Here is an 18,509-nt window from a genome sequence, read left to right as displayed (position 1 = left end):
CTGATGCCTTTAGCCGGCATTAAGTGTATGCTGGATAAAGGCATCATGGGCTTAAAACCTCTTATCTTAAGCTTTGTATCGCTATATTCTCTTCCCTCAACCTCTGATGTATCTTCTCCGCAAAAGCAAGCGCATGGGCACCATCCCCGTGAATACAAACAGTGTCCGCCTCAATGCTGATATCTTTTCCATTAACATCACGCACGACGCCTTCTTTCACCATACGTACAACCTGCTGCACAGCCTGATCATCATCTTCAATGAGTGCATTGCTCTCTGATCTCGGCGTTAACGATCCATCCGGCTGATACGTTCTGTCAGCAAACACTTCTGAAGCCGTCTTCAGACCCACGTGTTTTCCTGCTCGGATCAGTTCGCCGCCTGACAGGCCAAATAAGATTAGTTCAGGGTCCAGGTCATACACTGCTTTCGCAATTGCCCCGGCAAGTTTTTCATCTTTTACAGCTACATTGTAAAGCGCACCATGAGGCTTAACGTGCTGAAGCGTGCCTCCCTGTGCTTTTACAAACCCGTAGAGCGCACCAATCTGATATAACGTCAGATCATATGCTTCTTCTTCAGATACCTTCATATTGCGCCGCCCAAAACCGGCGAGGTCCGGGAAGCCGGGATGCGCACCAATGGCTGTTCCGCTCTCAAGCGCCAGATGAACTGTTTTTCTCATGACTGAAGGATCTCCGGCATGATAACCGCAGGCAATATTAGCAGAAGTGATAAATTTAAGGACCTCTGCATCATTCCCCATTTGATAAGCACCAAAGCTTTCGCCCATATCACAGTTCAGATCAATCTTAACCATCCAATCCCTCCAGTTTCATATTGATCATCCATTTTAATTCATGCCATTCTTTTTCACGCTTTCTAAATAGATTCTGTGCTTCCTGAACAGAAATTTCTTCAAAGCTGATCGCTTCACCAGGCTTCTTTTGAATTAAAGAAGGCAGATCAACCGAAGCGATTTGTCCGATCTTTGGATATCCGCCAAGCGTCTGCCGGTCTGCAAGCAGAATAATCGGCTGTCCATCTGCCGGCACCTGCACAGTTCCAAACGCAACACCTTCTGAAAGCATGTCTCCACTTAACCCGCACTCAAGGTTCTCACCATCAAGACGGAAGCCCATTCTATCAGACTGCTTTGAGATTTTATAGTCCTGTTCAAAAAAACATGCTCTACTTTCTTCAGTGAAGTCGTCATATTGTTTCCCCGGGATTACTCTCATCACAGAACGGTTGTAAACGTCGTTTGTATAGGCGCCTGATACAGACCAGTTCACAGGGTTTTTGCTTACCTTCTCATAAATGTTTTGGGAGCGATCGCTTCTATTACCAATTTGAAGGATGTCCTCTTTCTCAAGACTGCGCCCTTCATAACCACCAATCTGCGCTCTGAGATAAGTAGATTTACTACCGAGCACCTCTGGCACGTTAAAGCCTCCGCCGACTGCAATGACGCCTCTGCAGCCCACTTTGGAAAACTTCATATGTAATGTACTGCCTTTTTTCACTGCTACCGGTCTCCATAGCGGTGCCGGTATGCCATCAATGGTTGCAGAAAAATCTGCGCCACAAATCGCAATCAATTGGTCATCCTGGAACTCGATTGTCGGTCCTGTGAGGGTGATCTCAAGGACAGCCTCACCTTCCACATTACCTACTAACGTATTGGCAATACGCATGGAGAATGTATCCATCACACCTGAAATAATCATGCCGGATTCCTGATGACCACGGCGACCGTTATCCTGAATTGAAGACAGCAGCCCTGGTTCTACTACTTTCATCATGTCTGCCACTCCTCAAATTCTTTTTCTGTAATCGCGTAAAATTCAATTTTATCCCCCGCATGTAAAAGGAAGGATTCGTCTCTGTTCAATTCAAACAGCTTTTCGGGTGTTCTTCCGATAATCTGCCAGCCACCCGGCGTTTCAATCGAATATATCCCGGTCTGTTTTCCGGCAATACCTACTGAACCGGCAGGAATGGCCGTTCTTGGGTTATCTTTACGCGGTGCTGCAATCGAAGGATCCAGACCGCCGATATATGGAAAGCCCGGTGCAAAACCAAGCATATAAACTGTATAATCGCCGGTTTGATGGCGCTTGATCACTTCATCAGCTGAAATCCCTGCATGCTGCGCTACCTCTTCAAGGTCAGGTCCGAGATCACCACCATAACAAACTGGAATTTTAACTGTACGCTGTTTAAAGTTTTCAGCCGTTTTGATGCCAGCTGCTTTCTCCTTTAAAAAAGAAACGACGTATTTATAAGGATCCTCTTTTTGAAGCAGCTGAGTAAAGTCATAATGGACTGCTAATGAGGCATATCCAGGAACAGCTTCATATAACCAGTCCGGCTTCTCTTGTTGTATTTCATTCTTCAGGCACTGCACTTCAGCAAGTACTTCGCTGCTTACTTCCTGTTTGAAATGGATCAGTACCGCCTGATCGCCAAGCGGATGATAGGTTACATTCATCGAACCCCTCCTTTACAATTAAATTTCTTATATTTGAAATTTTATCAGAACATTCAGCCCTTAGAAAATAGATTATCGTAATGCGTGATGAACTGCAAACCTTCTATAATATATAGAGTCTCGTTCAGTGAGAATTTAGACGCATACAAAAAGAGGTGCCTTAAGCACCTCTTCTCTCTTTAACCGACAGTTTCAATATGACCCTTGTAACCATATACACCAGCAAGCCACCTGCTGTATTCATAATCAGATCATCCACATTAAAACCCCTGATCCATGCAATGCCAAAATAAGATAGAATGAGCTGCAACGTTTCAATCAGAAGGCTGGTGAAAAATAAGATCAGCACGGCTTTTATGAATCCTTTTCTGAATAAAGCCGCTAAAAAGAATCCATAAGGCATAAACATGACAAAGTTATAGAATGTCAAACTGGCATTTTGATAAAATGATACACTTTGCAGGTTTCTATAGGTGGCCCATTCATCTAAAAAATAAAAAGGCTCAAGCTGGATTCTGACCGGAGATCCAGGATCAGCCGGAAATGAAAGTATCCCAAGCGTGACGTGGACAACTGCTGTTACATACATCCAGAATAAAACAAGCATCATTCGTTTTCCGGTTGAACGTTTTTTCTTTTTTGTATCATTTGTTATCGCAAATATTCCGATGACTGCAGCTATGACAGCCGCCGGCAGCGCAATCGAAGTCATATGTTTCCCTCTTTCTATTCATCTAATCCTATCCTATTTGATTTACCCAAAAAAAGAAATCAAAACATTTTTCAGAAAATACGAAACTTTTTCCTTTTTTTAGCGTCTAATACATATAAGGACAGTTTAGGAGGGAGATTGATGGCACAGCATGCAGGGAAATGGTCGATATACATATTATTTCTTGCAGCAATATTGATTAGTGTAATTTTAATTTTTGCCTTTTTATTCCGTGGAGAGTTTATGGATCTGGTCATTGGTATTTTCCAGTCTCCCGTGAGTGATAATGATCAGGGAATTGCAGATTTAGTGAGGTTCTACGTCTATGCTTAGAAAACAGAAAAGCCCTTGATGCTCTTCACATGGTTGTGGTGTGCATCAAGGACTTTTTTAATTGAGTGAACGGGCGTCTTATGCTTGTCGGACCTAACCGCCTCCTTACGCTTTTCTAATGTCCAGCTTCAGGCGCTAGCTCCTCGGGTCATAAGCCACGAATCGGTAAACGGGAAAGACCACCCGTTTTCCGCTCCGCGTCTTATGCCTGTCGGAGCTGAACAAGCGCCTTCCGCTTTTCTTATTGCGCTGTATATCCTCCATCTAACGCCACTGCCTGGCCTGTGATGCCTTTTGCCTGGTCGCTTGCGAGGAACATGCTGTAATCAGCAATTTCCTGTACGTCAAGCAGACGCTTTTGCGGTACGAGCGGGTAGATGACTTCTTCAATGACCTTCTCAAGTGACACACCGCGATTTTTCGCCAGGTCTTCCAGCTGATTGCGCACAAGCGGTGTATCAACGTAGCCCGGGCACATTGCGTTCACTGTGATGCCGTGTTTCGCTCCTTCAAGTGCCGCAACCTTCGTCAGGCCGATCACACCGTGCTTGGCACTGTTATAGGCAGCTTTCCCTGCAAAACCGACAAGCCCGTTAATGGATGCCATATTAATGATACGGCCACCACCCTGACTCTTCATAATCGGAAATACATGCTTGGTCGCAATAAAAGGTGCAGTCAGCATGATTTTCGTCAGCAGTTCAAACTTCTCTGTTGGAAAATCTTCAATCGCTGATACATGCTGCATCCCTGCGTTATTTATTAACACATCAAGTCTGCCGAATGTCTCCATCGTCTTGTTAATTGTCTCTATCAAGTGTTCCTCTTTTGTTACATCACAGACGAGTCCAAGGCTCTCATAGCCCTGATTCTTTAACTCATCTGCTGCTTTTAAAACTGACTCTTCTTTAATATCCGTTAACACAATTTTAGCACCGGCTTTAGCAAAAGCTACTGCGATCTCGTATCCAATTCCGCTTGCAGCACCGGTAATATAAACAACTTTGTCTTTGACCATCACAATAACCTCCAGCGATTAAATTCCAAGACCAATTGAGAACAGTGCAATCGCAATTGCAAGTCCGATTAGTGGCACGATGACAGATACAGCCGCTACAGGACCGTATGCATCTTTATGCGTTTCACCACAAATACCGCGAATCGTTGTTACGACATATCCGTTATGCGGCAGTGAGTCGAGTGCCCCTGACGAGATTGCGACAGTACGATGCAGCGCCTCCTGATTTACACCCGCCTCAATATAGCCTGGTGCAAGAAGTGGCAGTGCAATCGTCTGACCGCCCGAAGCGGATCCTGTCATACCGGCAATGACACTGACTGCAACGGCTCCACCAATCAGCGGGCTGCCTGGAATACTTGCCATTGCATCAACGGCTGTTGTAAAGGCTGGTACTGCTTTTGCCACCCCGCCGAATCCGACAACTGCTGCAGTGTTACCGATTGCAATTAATGCGCCTACTGTTCCTTCAGATAACGCATGACTGACATTCGTGAAAAACTTTCTGTTCAGTACATACGTTGTAATGATTCCGCCCAGCAAAGCAATAATCAATGCTGATGTCCCAAGGTCGTGGTGGAAAATAAAGCTGATCACCAGGACAATGAAGAGTGGAATCAGACCCATCACCGGATGCGGAAGTGCACGATTTTCAACGGTCGGATCATTTTCACGAGATTTAAAATGTTCTCCTTTGCTGACTGCTTTATTGATCATACGTTTTAGCCACCAGTAACCAAAAATCATCATAAATACAGCAACAAGTATGCTGACTTCCCAGCCTGCATATTGAGAAGTATCCATATACTCCATTGGAATCCAGTTCTGAATCTCAGGTGAACCTGCTGATGTCATCGTAAATGTGACTGAACCGAATGCAAGCGCAGCCGGAATAAAACGCCTCGGCAGATCTGCTTCTTTAAAAAGGCTTAGCGCCATTGGATATACAGAGAACGCAACTACAAACAGACTTACGCCTCCGTAAGTTAATACAGCACAGGCTGCTACAATAGCCAGCACTGCATATTTCAAACCAAGCTTACTGACAATCCATTTAGACACACTGTCAGCTGCGCCGCTATCCTCCATCACCTTCCCGAAGATTGCACCAAGCAAGAACATCGGGAACCAGGCCATAATGAAACCTGTAAATCCGCCCATATAGCTTGTTAAAAAGTTAATTTCTCCTTCTGCTACCATCTGTGGAAACAGCGGCAGTCCACTCATAACCGCAACGAACAGCGCACATAGCGGCGCTGCAACAAGCAGGTTCATTCCCCTCATCGTGAACACTATGAGCAGCGTTAGCCCAACGATCAATCCAATCATACTAAGCATTTTCCATCCCCCTAAACTTTAGAATGACCCTTCTTTAAATGACTCATGAAGTGTAAGCGATGCTTCTGTACATGCTTTTACTTCGTCTGCAGTCCATCCTTCTGCTGTTTCAAGTAAAATCAATCCATTGTCTGTTACATCGATCACTGCACGATCTGTAATCAGGCGATTGACGACCCCTTTTCCAGTGAGCGGGAGCGTACATGACTTCAGCACTTTAGACTCGCCTGCGCGATTGACATGCTCCATGATCACGACTGTCTTTTTCGCACCATGCACAAGATCCATCGCGCCACCCATGCCTTTAATCATTTTCCCCGGAATCATCCAGTTAGCGAGATCCCCGTTTTCAGCAACCTCCATACCGCCGAGAATGGCGATATCAATATGGCCACCACGGATCATCGCAAAGGACTCGGCACTATCAAAATAAGATGCACCGCTGATCGCTGTAACCGTTTCTTTACCTGCATTAATCAGATCCGGATCAAGTTCTGCTTCTGTCGGGTATGCGCCGATCCCAAGCAGACCGTTTTCAGACTGAAGTACCACCTGTTTGTTATCGGATATATGATTTGCAATCAGCGTCGGCATCCCAATGCCAAGATTCACGTAAAATCCATCCTGAATCTCTTTTTCAGCACGCTTTGCAATTTTTTCTCTCACTACTTTTTTATCAAGTTCAACTGCCATCCCGCTTCCTCCTTATCTCGTTGTCACACGCTCAATTCGTTTTTCTTGTTTTCCCTGAATTAATCCCTGAACGTATATGCCCGGCGTATGTACCGCATCAGAATCAATCTCCCCGATCTCTGTGATCTCTTCTACTTCAGCTACCGTGATACGTCCGGCAGCTGCAATCATCGGGTTGAAATTCCGTGCCGTTTTGTTATAAACGAGGTTTCCTGCCTTATCGCCTCTTAGCGCTCTGACAAAACTGAAATCTGCTGTCAGGGCTTCTTCGAGGACATATTCTTTTCCGTTGAAGGAACGGACTTCTTTACCTTCTGCTACCGGCGTGCCCACTCCCGCAGGTGTAAAGAATGCCGGAATGCCGGCACCGCCTGCGCGGATCTTCTCAGCAAGTGTACCCTGTGGTGTCAGCTCAACTTCAAGTTCACCAGCAAGTACCTGCCTCTCAAATTCTTTATTCTCACCAACATAGGAACCAATCATCTTTTTAATCTGCTTATTTTTTAATAGCCTGCCAAGTCCCCAGTCATCGACTCCGCAGTTATTCGAAATCACCGTTAAATCCTTCACACCCGATTTCTCAAGCGCAAGAATTAAATTTTCAGGAATACCAACTAATCCGAAGCCTCCCACCATGATGACTGCTCCATCCTGAACATCTTTCACCGCTTCCTCAAAACTCTGATACACCGTCTTCAACAAAACCACCCCTTCTTGTAAACGCTTACTTTTCACTTAAAAAATAAAACCACTTCAATTGTGGCAAAATTTTGACTGATTTACGTTTTTCAGTTTACCTTGATCTTTTTGATAGGTAAAATGAATAATAATTATAATAACGATAGATAAAAGTTATAGGAGCGTGCGAAGTGGATATTAGACAGCTGCAATATTTTATAGAAGTAGCCAGACAAAGAAGCTATACAAAAGCAGCTCAGACGCTGCATGTTACACAGCCGACCTTAAGTAAAATGGTGAAGAATCTGGAAGAGGAATTAGAGGTGACGTTAATTGACCGTTCTGCGAAAAGAATTGCGTTAACAGACGCAGGAGAAATTGTATTTGAACAGGCCCAGAAAGTTGTTAACAGTATAGAAGATCTATCCATTTCCCTCTATGACACGATGAATGTTAAAAAAGGACGCATTACAATCGGTTTACCCCCTGTCATCAGTACACTATTTTTCCCACGCATCATTGCTGAATTTCAGCAGCAGTTTCCCGATGTAACAATCTCTCTGACAGAGGTTGGTGCACAGCGTGTGGAGGAAAAAGTCCTCGAAGGAGAAGTGGACCTTGGCTTCGTTCTATTGCCGGTTGATGAGAACAAATTTGATTCAATTGAGTTCGTTCATCAGGAAATTAAATTGCTTGTCCATAAGTCTCACCCGCTTGCCAAAAGAGATGTCATTGACCTGATTGAGTTGAAAAAGGATCCCTTTTTGCTGTTAAGTAAAGAATTCACACTGAACAGCCGTACAATTGAAGTCTGCATTGAAGAAGGTTTTACACCGCAGATTGCTTACGAAAGCTCTCAGTGGGATTTTATTGTGGGGATGGTATCAAAAAATCTTGGCGTGACGTTAATGCCTGAACAGATTGGACGCCGCGTGATGGATCCGGATGTGAGAATGGTGAATCTGTCTAAGCCTTTTCCATGGGTGCTTGGAATTATTTCAGCCAAAAATCGATATATGCCATATGCGACAAAGGAATTTATTAAAACGGTTCAGGGACTTCATGAAGGCTGGTAGCAAGGTGATTTGAAGGAAGTCTTACTGCTGAAGTTGGGACTTCCTTCATCCTGCAGCCATATTTCCACCAAAAAACCGGATCGCCTTATGATCCGGTTTCTCTTTCTTCTAAATATTTCTCATATGCCTCAGCCACACGGTTTTTAGCAGGCTTTTCTTCAAACGGTTTGGCCAGCTGAATTGTGAAAAGAAGTGCAAATGCAATGACCCCTCCTACAATCGGACCTGCAATCAAAAAGATCGTAGTCGCAATCATTAGACCAAACAGAAAATAACCGATCACCTTCATACTTGAAAACCTCCTATGAAAATACTCCCGTTTTCTGATCTTTCAGAACATATAGTCACAATTTGTTCACTAGTCCAATGGATTTGTTTTGTGCAACTTTTGTGCAAACGCTTTCAATCAGACTATTCTCACCTTATAATCCTAATCATACCAAATATAAGGAGGAATGAATGTGAATCGTAAAAAGTTTCTTGCAGGATGGTTATCATTTTTATTAATCGTTTCTTTATTGCCGGTTGTGCAACCGTTTGCCAACCATACGGCACAAGCAGAAAGCAATACATATTCAACACTAATTGTTCATTATGAGGAAGCACCTGATGCCACACAGGACTGGAATCTGTGGGTATGGCCTGAAGGCGGCGAAGGTCAGGTACACGAATTTACAGGTGAAGATGACTTTGGAAAGATCGCGACTGTTGATCTTGAAGGGTCACATGATCGAATTGGCTTCATTGTCAGAACTGATACCTGGGAAAAGGACGGCGGTGACCGCTGGGCTGAGACTGAAGCAGGCGTTGCTGAGGTCTGGATTAAATCCGGTGATGACACAGTCTACACTTCCCCACCGGACGGTGAATATCGTGAGTTCCCTGCATTCAATGAAGTTGACGTAACACTTCACTATTACCGTTTTGATGGCAATTACGAAGGGTGGAACCTTTGGTCATGGCCTGAAAATGGCGATGGTCAGGAAATCCAGTTTACAAGTGAGGATGAGTTTGGATTAACTGCAGACTTCACGGTTTCAAGCGATAAATTGTTTAATAAAGTCGGCTTTATCGTAAAGAAAACAGAAGGTGATAATGCCTGGGCTGATCAGGAATTTGGCGACCGCTATATTACGAAACTTAATGAAGACGGTACAGCTGAGGTCTGGATCGTTCAAAGTGATAAAGGGATTTACTATGATTCAAAATATATTGATTCAACACCACGCATTGTGAGCGCAACAATTGATGAAGTAAATGAAATTACGTTAACGACTAACCTGCCAATCGACACTTCATCTGAAGATCCAGGCATTACGTTAAATGGACTGACAATTGCAGATATTCGTCCTTTTGAAGGCACAGATCCTTTGACGAACAAAGTGACGATCGAAACAGTAGAAGATATTGATCTGACACAGACGTATACGATTCAAACGGACTTTTTCGGTGACGCAACTGTTCAGGTTGGTAAAGTAATCCGTTCAGAATCATTTGACGAGATGTACTTTTATGATGGCGATGATTTAGGGAATACGTATACTGAGGAAAAAACCGATTTCCGCCTCTGGGCACCTACTGCAAGCGAAGCTCGGCTTGTTCTTTATGATAGTTGGGATGCTGTTGAAGGCGAAGAAATTGTAATGGATGCTGCTGAAAAAGGAACGTGGACAGCAGCAGTTGAAGGCGACCTTCACAACCAGCTTTATACTTATAAAGTAAAAATCGGTGATGAGTGGCGTGAAGCAGTTGACCCTTATGTGCGCTCCACTTCTGTAAATGGTGATAAAGGTGCAGTCCTTGATCTTGACCGCACAAACCCTGACGGCTGGGAGACATTCTCAAAGGGTGAAAACCCTGAAGATGCGACGATCTATGAGCTGCATGTCAGAGACCTTTCGATTCAGCCTGAAAGCGGGATTGAAAACAAAGGAAAATACCTTGGTGTGACTGAAAAAGGTTCAACTGGTCCTGAAGGCTATGCAACCGGACTTGACCACATTTTAAACCTTGGTGTGTCTCACGTTCAGTTCCTGCCAATCTATGACTATCGTACAGTAGATGAAACGAATCTTGATACACCACAATTCAACTGGGGATATGATCCGAAAAACTATAATACGCCGGAAGGTTCATACTCAACTGACCCTTATGACCCTGAAGTCAGAGTAGAAGAGCTGAAAGAAATGATTCACACACTTCATGAAGAAGATCTGGGTGTCATTATGGATGTGGTATACAACCATATGTACGCTGTAAATGAATCAAACTTCCACCAGCTTGTACCTGGCTACTACTTCCGTTACAACGAGGATGGTTCCCTTGCAAATGGGACTGGCGTTGGAAATGATACAGCTTCTGAACGTAAAATGATGCAGAAATTTATCGTGGATTCCGTTTCATACTGGGCTGAAGAATACGATATGGACGGCTTCCGTTTTGACTTAATGGGTATTCATGACACAGATACAATGAATGAAGTACGCGAAGCATTAGATGAAATTGATCCATCTATTATTGTCCTTGGAGAAGGCTGGGATCTGAATACGCCACTTGATGCTGAGCTGAAAGCTAACCAGAAAAATGCTGAAGATATGGAACGCGTTGCGCACTTCAACGACACAATGCGTGACGGTGCAAAAGGCAGTGTTTGGGAAGATACTGATCCAGGCTTTATAAATGGTAAACAAGGTATGGAAGACATCATGCGACAGAGTGTAGCAGGCGGACTTGCATATGACGACAGCTTCGCGACTTACCGTGATCCTGATCAGGTCGTCCAATACGTTGAAGCACACGACAATCTGACGCTGTGGGATAAGCTTGAGAAAACAAATCCTGATGCATCACTTGAGGAAATGAAGTCGATGCACAAGCTTGGTTCTTCAATCGTGCTGACGTCTCAGGGAATCTCATTTATCCATGCAGGACAGGAATTCATGCGCACAAAAGGTGGCGACCATAACAGCTATCAGTCACCTGACAGCGTGAATCAGATGGACTGGGAACGACGCGCTGCATTTAACGATGAAGTAGAATACATGGCAGGCTTAATTGACCTTCGTCAAAAATATGATGCATTCAGACTGACAAATGCAGATGAAATTGATGAGCGCCTGACATTCGCTGCATCCCCTGCTAATACAATTGCTTATACACTCCAGGAGAAAAAGAACCGTCACCTGTTTGTCGTGCATAACGCAAACAAGGAAGCCGTTTCAGTTTCCCTGCCTGGTAAAGGACCTTGGAAAGTACTTGTGAACAGTGAAGAAGCTGGCACTGAAGTATTGTCGGTGGAGAAAGGTAAGAGTATAGAAGTTGATGGATTGAGCAGTATCGTACTACTGAAAGATGGAAAACTGAAATAAGTTATAAACCCCTGTTTCCTAATGAAGGAGCAGGGGTTTGTTTGCAGGATATCTGCTGGAGTATGTGAGATTTAAGTATAGGTTTAACGGAAAAATATATTGTGAAACTATTCACAATATATTTTTTATGACTTATAATAAAGATGTACTAAAAATCATTTTTGTTTCTGCACAACTGGTGATTGTAGCGGAAGGGGGCGACTCCAGCAGGAGAAGTCGGACAGGTAAGACCCCGCAGTGCGAAGCACGAGGAGGCTTACCGCCGACCCTGCGGAAAGCGTCCCCCTGGAGCTACAATCAACAGCCAACTTTAATATCGCTTATAATAAAACCAGAACATCATTCTAATTGAAAAGGTGTGTTGTGAAAATGGTAAAAGGAAATCGCGTTGCATTGATTGGAACAGGCTTTGTCGGCTCAAGTTATGCATTTGGACTGTTAAATCAGGGCGTTGCTGATGAGCTGATCATGATTGACCTCAATGAAGATAAAGCGAAAGGTGACGTACTCGATCTGAATCACGGGAAAGTCTTCGCTCAGCAATCATTAAACATTTCATTCGGAACATATGAAAATTGTAAAGATGTTGATCTCGTTGTCATTTGTGCGGGTGCGAACCAGAAGCCCGGGGAAACACGCTTGCAGCTGGTTGAAAAGAACCTGAAAATCTTCCATTCAATCGTCACACAGGTTGTCGGCAGTGGATTTGATGGAATCTTCCTTGTCGCGACAAATCCTGTAGACGTCTTAACATATGCTGTATGGAAGTACAGCGGATTTCCAAAAGAGCGCGTGATTGGCTCCGGTACCATTTTAGATACAGCACGTTTCCGTTACCTGCTCGGCGAGTATTTCCAGGTCGCTCCGCAGAACGTTCACGGCTACATTATCGGCGAACATGGTGACAGTGAGCTTCCGGTCTACAGTTCAGTCGATGTCGGCGGCGTAGCAGTGCTTGATATGATTAAAAAGTACCCTGAATATACGCAGGAGGATCTTGATGATATTTTCGTCAAAGTCCGTGATGCCGCCTACCAGATCATTAATAGTAAAGGCGCGACCTATTATGGTATTGCGATGGGACTGGTGCGGATTACAAGAGCCATTCTTCATAATGAAAACAGCATTCTGACTGTATCTGCACTGATGGAAGGTGAATATGGCGAGGAAGATGTGTATATCGGAGTTCCCGCTGTGATCAACCGGGGCGGGCTGCGCGAGGTCATTGAATTGAATTTAAGTGATAAGGAAAAAGAGCAATTTGCTCACAGTGCAGATGTGCTGAGAGGGATTTTGAAGCCTCATTTTTAAGTGAAAAACCAGCTGTTGCGGGGGCAACAGCTGGTTTTTTGATAAGGTTCGGCGTCCGGGCAGCGTTAGTGGGATAGGTCAAATGACATGAAGTGGCGAACATGGCGGTTTTTGCGTCGAACATGAGTATCTGAGCGTCGAACATCGTTACTTTTACGTCGAACGCCTGCCATTTCCCGTTGAACATTCATTATTTCCCGCCGAACCACCACGCCCTATCAAACCTGCTCATACTGAACCCGGTGCAAATTCGCAAAAATCCCATCCTGCTCAAGCAGTTCTGCATGGGTACCATCTTCTGCAATCCCCTCTTCTGTCACCACGACAACGCGGTCCGCTTTTCTGATCGTCGCCAGTCTGTGTGCGATCACAAGCGTCGTGCGGCCTTTTGCAAGCTCTTCAATTGCACCCTGAATCATCGCTTCCGTTTCTGTATCAAGTGCTGAAGTTGCTTCGTCCAGGATCAGAATAGATGGATTCTTTAAAAACATTCTCGCGATGGCTATCCGCTGCTTCTGACCGCCTGACAGCTTTAAGCCACGCTCACCAATCTGCGTATTGTAGCCGAGCGGCAGACCGTCCACTACTGACTCCAGATTTGCTTTTCGCGCAGCTTCCTGAATTTCTTCATCAGTGGCATCAAGTCTGCCATAAGCAATATTTTCACGAAGTGTTCCTGTGAAAAGGAAGACATCCTGCTGTACGATTCCAATCTGACTTCTGAGCGACTCCTTTGTCACATCACGGATATCCATCCCATCAATCCTGATCGCACCTTCTTTTACATCATAAAACCTTGGAATCAGTGAACAGATCGTTGTTTTCCCTGCACCGGACGGCCCTACAAACGCAACAGTCTCCCCGCGGTTCAGCTTGAGGGAAATATCACTTAGTACGCCCTTTTGATCATCATAGCTAAAAGACACGCGGTCAAATTCAATCTCCCCTTCTAAATGATCAACCTCTTTTGCACCCGGACGATTGGTAATCACCGGAGCCTGGTCGAGTAAATCTGTAAAACGTTTGAACCCGGCCATACCTTTTGGATACATTTCAAGCAGTGCACTGATTTTATCAATCGGTTTAAAAAGCACATTAATGTATAAAACAAATGCAACCAGCTCTCCGTACGACAGCTCATTATTCAGGCTGAGATACGCGCCGAATACGAGTACAACGAGTACAATCAGACGCGTCATGATATACATACCTGACAGGCTGAACGCCATGACTTTATAAGCACCGACTTTAGACTGGCGATAGTGCCTGTTATCAGTCGTAAAACGTTTAATTTCATGCTTTTCATTTGTAAATGACTGAACGACGCGTGCGCCTGATACGCTGTCCTCCACCCTGGCGTTTACCTCAGCAATATTGCTGTACATCATCTTCCAGGCTGTATTCATCCTGATATTGGCATATGTAATCAGCCAGATCAGAAACGGCACAACAATGATCGCGATCAGTGCAAGCTTCACATTGATTGTCAGCATAATCCAGAACGCACCGATAAATGTCATCACGGCAATAAATAAATCCTCAGGCCCGTGATGCGCCATTTCCCCGATATCAAACAGATCATTCGTAATCCGGCTCATAATATGACCGGTCTTTGTATTATCAAAGAATGAAAAAGATTGCCGCTGAACGTGCTCAAACAGCTCCTGACGCATATCTGTCTCAATATTAATCCCAAGCTTATGACCCCAGTAGTTTACAACGTACTGAAGAGAGGTACTTGAGAGATAGAGAAACAGGAGCAAAAAGCTGACCAGCGTAATGGCTTGCCAGTTCCCTTCAGGCAGCAGCGTGTCAATAAACCATGACACTGCCAATGGAAAGCCTAGCTCCAGAATCCCGACAACAACCGCACAGCTGAAATCCGCTATAAAAAGCTTTTTATGTGGCTTATAGTAAGAAAAGAATCTTTTTAACATCATCCGTACTCCCTTGTGAAATATGTAACTATTATTTTACAGCAACCAAAAAATAGTGCCACAACTATTTTCGATATACGAAACAAAATGGATTCAAAATTGTCTGATTACTAAGATTGCTCTATAATCACTCTATTAAGATTTCTTTTAAATGAAAATGTTCAACCCAGCGAAACCTTGGAGTCTCCGTCCCACACGGAAAGGTTTTGCGTTATAGATTACTTTTTATATTTCGAGGAGGAATTTACATGGAAAGAAATCATACAATGCTTCAATTCTTCGAGTGGCATGTCGCTGCAGACGGCGACCACTGGAAAAGACTGAGAGACGCAGCACCCGAACTAAAAGCAAGCGGAATTGATGCAGTCTGGATTCCTCCTGTTACAAAAGGTGAATCACCCGATGATACCGGCTATGGCGTATACGACCTCTATGATCTTGGAGAATTTGATCAAAAAGGTGACGTCAGAACAAAATACGGTACAAAAGATGAGCTCCATGAAGCGATTGCGGCCTGCCATGAAAACGGCATTCAGGTCTATGTAGATGTCGTGATGAATCACAAGGCCGGTGCCGATGAAAAAGAAACATTTCAGGTCATTGAAGTAGACGCTGAAAACCGTCTTGAAGAAATCTCTGAACCATTTGAGATCGAGGCCTGGACGAAGTTTACTTTTCCTGGACGTGACGGAAAATATTCAGACTTCCAATGGAACTTTGACCATTTTAACGGCACAGATTATGATGCCCGTGAAGAAAGAACAGGGTTTTTCAAAATTGTCGGTGAGGGGAAAGACTGGAATGATCAGGTAGATGATGAATTTGGCAATTATGATTACCTGATGTTTGCAAATATAGATTACAATCACCCTGAAGTCCGTGATGAGATGATTAACTGGGGTAAATGGATGTCAGATATGCTTGATGCAGACGGCTACCGCCTGGATGCGATCAAGCATATCAGTCATGATTTTATCGATGAATTTATCAGACAGGTAAAAGAGCATCGTGATGGTAACTTTTATATGGTCGGCGAATACTGGAATGAGGATATTGAAGCCTGTGGGGACTTCCTTGAGGCGACGGATTATCAACTTGATTTATTCGATGTCCAGCTTCACTATAAGCTTCATCGCATATCAGAAGAGGGCCGTGATGCTGACCTTTCAACTCTTTTTGAAGGAACACTTGTCGGAGAATTTCCGATGAATGCTGTAACGTTTGTTGATAACCATGATTCTCAGCCTGGTGAGTCACTTGAATCGTGGGTACAGGATTGGTTTAAGCAGAGTGCCTATGCACTTGTGCTGCTTCGAGCAGATGGCTATCCTTGCGTATTTTACGGGGATTACTTCGGTATTGATGGAGAAGATCCGATTGAGGATAAACGTGAGGCGATTGATCCGTTGATTTACGCGCGCTATCACCGTGCTTATGGTGAGCAGGACGATTATTTCGATCATCCTGCTACAATTGGCTGGGTCAGACATGGTGTTGAAGAAATTGAAGGTTCAGGCTGTGCAGTCGTTGTAACTGTGGGTGATGAGGGTGAAAAGAGAATGTTTGTCGGTGAACATCGCGCAGGCGAAGAGTGGACGGATTATACGAATTCGATTGATGAGCCTGTTGTGATTGATGATGAAGGATATGGGATATTCCCAGTTCAGGCAGGCAGTGTGTCGGTTTGGGCTTTGCCGGCTGAATAGGCTTGTTTAAAAGAGACCGGTTCATTTCCGCTACAGGTGGAGGCTTTCCGGGCGGAGGACCGTTTTATGGTCCAATCTTTATCGCTCGGCTTCGCCTGCGGGATCTCAGCTATCCCGCTTTATCGCCCTGGAGTCCCCACCTTCCGCTCCAATGAACCTAAGCATTAACCATTTATTACATTCAAAAAAGGAAACTGATGCCGTTTAGTTGGGCATCAGTTTCCTTTTTATTATTTTATCAGTAGCAGTCTTTTTTGTATAAAGCGAAGATGTGCTGTTAAGCGTCGAACCTATCGATCGTTATGCCTTCTGCCCAACCTCTGCCGGAAAATAGATATGATACAAACTCCGTACTGCTTTTTCAACGTCTGCCACATTTACACCAAACATCATGCTGACCTCGCTTGATCCCTGGTTGATCATCTTGATATTGGCGCCTGCCTGAGCGAGTGCCTGCGTGGCTTTTGAGGCGATTCCGATTGTCTGGTTCATGCCTTCCCCTACGACCATGATCATTGCAAGATCACGCTCTACATAAAGCTCCTCAACCTGAAGTTCTTCGCGAATGCGATTTAACACGCGAGCTTCCTGTCCATTGTAAAGCTGATGAGAACGTAAAATCACAGACATGTTGTCAATTCCTGATGGCGTATGTTCATATGACACACCCTCATCTTCTAAAATCTCCAGCAGCCTACGGCCGAAACCGAGCTCTCTGTTCATCAGATATTTTGTCATATTAATGCTGCAGAACCCTTCATCGCTGGCAATCCCGATCACAGGATGTCCGTCTAGTTCACGGCTGGCAACGATCCTTGTCCCTTTTGCTTCAGGCCGGTTTGTATTTTTTACGCAAACCGGAATTTTTTTATGAACAACGGGCTGCAGGGCTTCATCATGAAAAACGGAGAAGCCTGAGTATGCGAGCTCCCGCATTTCGCGGTACGTCAGCTCTTTTAGTTCTCGTGGCTGGTCGACCATTTTCGGGCTGACGCAGTAAATTGAATCCACATCAGTGAAGTTCTCATATTCTGTTACGTCGAGTCCGGCTGCAATGATGGACCCTGTGATATCAGAGCCGCCACGCGGGAACGTAACGATATTTCCTTCATATGAATATCCAAAGAATCCCGGTATTACAAGCACTCCCTCAATATCTCTCAGTTTTGCAATCTCAGGGTAGGATTCCGGCAGAATCTGCGCGTTACCCGGTTCATCCGTTACAATCATACCTGCTCTTTTCGGCGAAATATAAGTTGCTTTTCTGCCAAGCGATGTTAAGTAAGCAGCCATCACTTTAGCGTTCAGATCTTCCCCGCTCGCCTTTAATCCATCAAGCAGACGATCCTTAGAATGCCTGTACATTGAAATGACTTCATGAAGATGCCCTTCCACTTCTGTCATTAAAGATGAATCAAGCTCTAACTCATCGATAATGTCCTGATATCTTTTCAAAACTGCCTGAAAAGCAGATTCATCAAAATCCCGCTCCCCTACACTTTCAGCAAGACGAATGAGTAAATCAGTTGTTTTTGTATCTCCTTCATGGCGTTTACCAGGCGTTGAGACAATGACTGCTTTACGCTCAGGGTCTGCTGCTAAGATAGAGGCGACTTTTTTATACTGAGTGGCACTTGCGACTGAACTGCCACCAAATTTTACTACTTTCATGAAGGCAAAACTCCTTTTTTTAGCTCTGTTATATTGGCTGATGATCTCCGCTGCAGGGGGACGCTTTCCGCGGCCGGGCGGTGAGCCAGCAGGCTTCGCCATGCACTGTCTCACCTGTCCCTTCCTGCCGCAGGAGTCGCCCCCTTACGCTTCTATCATCAGCTGTGCAGATAC

Annotated in this window: 16 protein-coding genes; 5 read left to right on the top strand and 11 right to left on the bottom strand. The window is 44.6% G+C overall.

The window, feature by feature from the left end; all coding sequences use genetic code 11:
- Positions 1 to 61 precede the first annotated feature (61 nt).
- The 4 genes from ACH6CZ_RS07645 to ACH6CZ_RS07630 all read right to left on the bottom strand — a co-directional run bounded on the left by ACH6CZ_RS07645 (position 62) and on the right by ACH6CZ_RS07630 (position 3,206).
- Positions 62 to 820: a LamB/YcsF family protein gene (locus tag ACH6CZ_RS07645; RefSeq protein WP_374096840.1), complete on the bottom strand. Its 759-nt coding sequence runs from the start codon at positions 818 to 820 to the stop codon at positions 62 to 64.
- On the bottom strand, positions 813 to 1,805 hold the full coding sequence (locus ACH6CZ_RS07640) for a 5-oxoprolinase subunit C family protein (protein WP_374096839.1): 993 nt from the start codon (positions 1,803 to 1,805) through the stop codon (positions 813 to 815). The genes ACH6CZ_RS07645 and ACH6CZ_RS07640 overlap by 8 nt, the downstream gene beginning before the upstream one ends.
- Positions 1,802 to 2,494 carry a 5-oxoprolinase subunit PxpB gene (gene pxpB / locus ACH6CZ_RS07635; RefSeq protein ID WP_374096838.1) on the bottom strand — a complete coding sequence of 231 codons (693 nt, stop codon included), beginning with the start codon at positions 2,492 to 2,494 and terminating at the stop codon, positions 1,802 to 1,804. The genes ACH6CZ_RS07640 and pxpB overlap by 4 nt, the downstream gene beginning before the upstream one ends.
- A gap of 160 nt (positions 2,495 to 2,654) precedes the next feature.
- Positions 2,655 to 3,206 (bottom strand): VanZ family protein, encoded by a 552-nt coding sequence (locus tag ACH6CZ_RS07630; RefSeq protein WP_374096837.1) that lies wholly within the window; start codon positions 3,204 to 3,206, stop codon positions 2,655 to 2,657.
- 141 nt (positions 3,207 to 3,347) lie between these two features.
- Between ACH6CZ_RS07630 and ACH6CZ_RS07625 the strand changes: the two genes are divergently transcribed.
- Positions 3,348 to 3,539 carry a hypothetical protein gene (locus ACH6CZ_RS07625; RefSeq protein ID WP_374096836.1) on the top strand — a complete coding sequence of 64 codons (192 nt, stop codon included), beginning with the start codon at positions 3,348 to 3,350 and terminating at the stop codon, positions 3,537 to 3,539.
- A gap of 241 nt (positions 3,540 to 3,780) precedes the next feature.
- On the opposite strand, the gene ACH6CZ_RS07620 is transcribed toward ACH6CZ_RS07625, so the two are convergent.
- Genes ACH6CZ_RS07620 through ACH6CZ_RS07605 form a run of 4 tightly spaced genes read right to left on the bottom strand, consistent with a single transcriptional unit; the run spans position 3,781 to position 7,287 of the window.
- A complete protein-coding gene (locus tag ACH6CZ_RS07620; protein ID WP_374096835.1) occupies positions 3,781 to 4,557 on the bottom strand; it encodes a 3-hydroxybutyrate dehydrogenase in 777 nt (258 codons plus the stop codon).
- Between the two features lie 18 nt (positions 4,558 to 4,575).
- Positions 4,576 to 5,895, bottom strand: coding sequence for a GntP family permease (locus ACH6CZ_RS07615; protein ID WP_374096834.1), 1,320 nt, complete (start codon positions 5,893 to 5,895; stop codon positions 4,576 to 4,578).
- 18 nt (positions 5,896 to 5,913) lie between these two features.
- Positions 5,914 to 6,588, bottom strand: coding sequence for a 3-oxoacid CoA-transferase subunit B (locus tag ACH6CZ_RS07610; protein WP_374096833.1), 675 nt, complete (start codon positions 6,586 to 6,588; stop codon positions 5,914 to 5,916).
- Between the two features lie 12 nt (positions 6,589 to 6,600).
- Entirely contained in the window at positions 6,601 to 7,287 is a 687-nt protein-coding gene (locus ACH6CZ_RS07605; protein ID WP_374096832.1) for a CoA transferase subunit A, read from the bottom strand.
- Between the two features lie 170 nt (positions 7,288 to 7,457).
- Between ACH6CZ_RS07605 and ACH6CZ_RS07600 the strand changes: the two genes are divergently transcribed.
- A complete protein-coding gene (locus ACH6CZ_RS07600; protein ID WP_374096831.1) occupies positions 7,458 to 8,342 on the top strand; it encodes a LysR family transcriptional regulator in 885 nt (294 codons plus the stop codon).
- A gap of 85 nt (positions 8,343 to 8,427) precedes the next feature.
- Here the strand turns inward: ACH6CZ_RS07600 and ACH6CZ_RS07595 are convergent, their stop codons facing one another.
- Positions 8,428 to 8,631, bottom strand: a complete 204-nt coding sequence (locus tag ACH6CZ_RS07595) for a hypothetical protein (protein WP_374096830.1) — start codon at positions 8,629 to 8,631, stop codon at positions 8,428 to 8,430.
- Positions 8,632 to 8,803: 172 nt separating this feature from the next.
- On the opposite strand from ACH6CZ_RS07595, the gene pulA reads away from it, so the two are divergent.
- Both pulA and ACH6CZ_RS07585 read left to right on the top strand, forming a co-directional pair.
- Entirely contained in the window at positions 8,804 to 11,710 is a 2,907-nt protein-coding gene (gene pulA / locus ACH6CZ_RS07590) for a type I pullulanase (RefSeq protein ID WP_374096829.1), read from the top strand.
- A 369-nt stretch (positions 11,711 to 12,079) separates the two neighbouring features.
- The gene (locus tag ACH6CZ_RS07585; protein ID WP_374096828.1) at positions 12,080 to 13,021 is read left to right on the top strand and encodes an L-lactate dehydrogenase; all 942 of its coding nucleotides are present in this window, start codon (positions 12,080 to 12,082) and stop codon (positions 13,019 to 13,021) included.
- Positions 13,022 to 13,239: 218 nt separating this feature from the next.
- On the opposite strand, the gene ACH6CZ_RS07580 is transcribed toward ACH6CZ_RS07585, so the two are convergent.
- Positions 13,240 to 14,958 (bottom strand): ABC transporter ATP-binding protein, encoded by a 1,719-nt coding sequence (locus tag ACH6CZ_RS07580; protein ID WP_374096827.1) that lies wholly within the window; start codon positions 14,956 to 14,958, stop codon positions 13,240 to 13,242.
- Positions 14,959 to 15,206: 248 nt separating this feature from the next.
- Here ACH6CZ_RS07580 and ACH6CZ_RS07575 point away from each other — a divergent pair, with 248 nt between their 5' ends.
- Positions 15,207 to 16,664, top strand: a complete 1,458-nt coding sequence (locus ACH6CZ_RS07575) for an alpha-amylase (RefSeq protein WP_374096826.1) — start codon at positions 15,207 to 15,209, stop codon at positions 16,662 to 16,664.
- A 300-nt stretch (positions 16,665 to 16,964) separates the two neighbouring features.
- Here the strand turns inward: ACH6CZ_RS07575 and ACH6CZ_RS07570 are convergent, their stop codons facing one another.
- A complete protein-coding gene (locus ACH6CZ_RS07570) occupies positions 16,965 to 18,335 on the bottom strand; it encodes an aspartate kinase (RefSeq protein WP_374096825.1) in 1,371 nt (456 codons plus the stop codon).
- Between the last annotated feature and the right edge of the window lie 174 nt (positions 18,336 to 18,509).

It is taken from the genome of Jeotgalibacillus sp. JSM ZJ347 (genome assembly GCF_044383825.1).
Lineage (GTDB): Bacteria > Bacillota > Bacilli > Bacillales > Jeotgalibacillaceae > Jeotgalibacillus.
Note: the sequence above shows the minus strand (reverse complement) of the source record. Positions and strands in the feature narration are given on the sequence as shown.

What these genes read in the sequence shown, in the direction of transcription:
- ACH6CZ_RS07645 (WP_374096840.1), bottom strand. Translation starts at nt 820, where the DNA reads ATGGTTAAGATTGATCTGAACTGTGATATGGGCGAAAGCTTTGGTGCT.
- ACH6CZ_RS07640 (WP_374096839.1), bottom strand. Translation starts at nt 1,805, where the DNA reads ATGATGAAAGTAGTAGAACCAGGGCTGCTGTCTTCAATTCAGGATAAC.
- pxpB (WP_374096838.1), bottom strand. Translation starts at nt 2,494, where the DNA reads ATGAATGTAACCTATCATCCGCTTGGCGATCAGGCGGTACTGATCCAT.
- ACH6CZ_RS07630 (WP_374096837.1), bottom strand. Translation starts at nt 3,206, where the DNA reads ATGACTTCGATTGCGCTGCCGGCGGCTGTCATAGCTGCAGTCATCGGA.
- ACH6CZ_RS07625 (WP_374096836.1), top strand. Translation starts at nt 3,348, where the DNA reads ATGGCACAGCATGCAGGGAAATGGTCGATATACATATTATTTCTTGCA.
- ACH6CZ_RS07620 (WP_374096835.1), bottom strand. Translation starts at nt 4,557, where the DNA reads ATGGTCAAAGACAAAGTTGTTTATATTACCGGTGCTGCAAGCGGAATT.
- ACH6CZ_RS07615 (WP_374096834.1), bottom strand. Translation starts at nt 5,895, where the DNA reads ATGCTTAGTATGATTGGATTGATCGTTGGGCTAACGCTGCTCATAGTG.
- ACH6CZ_RS07610 (WP_374096833.1), bottom strand. Translation starts at nt 6,588, where the DNA reads ATGGCAGTTGAACTTGATAAAAAAGTAGTGAGAGAAAAAATTGCAAAG.
- ACH6CZ_RS07595 (WP_374096830.1), bottom strand. Translation starts at nt 8,631, where the DNA reads ATGAAGGTGATCGGTTATTTTCTGTTTGGTCTAATGATTGCGACTACG.
- ACH6CZ_RS07585 (WP_374096828.1), top strand. Translation starts at nt 12,080, where the DNA reads ATGGTAAAAGGAAATCGCGTTGCATTGATTGGAACAGGCTTTGTCGGC.
- ACH6CZ_RS07580 (WP_374096827.1), bottom strand. Translation starts at nt 14,958, where the DNA reads ATGTTAAAAAGATTCTTTTCTTACTATAAGCCACATAAAAAGCTTTTT.
- ACH6CZ_RS07575 (WP_374096826.1), top strand. Translation starts at nt 15,207, where the DNA reads ATGGAAAGAAATCATACAATGCTTCAATTCTTCGAGTGGCATGTCGCT.
- ACH6CZ_RS07570 (WP_374096825.1), bottom strand. Translation starts at nt 18,335, where the DNA reads ATGAAAGTAGTAAAATTTGGTGGCAGTTCAGTCGCAAGTGCCACTCAG.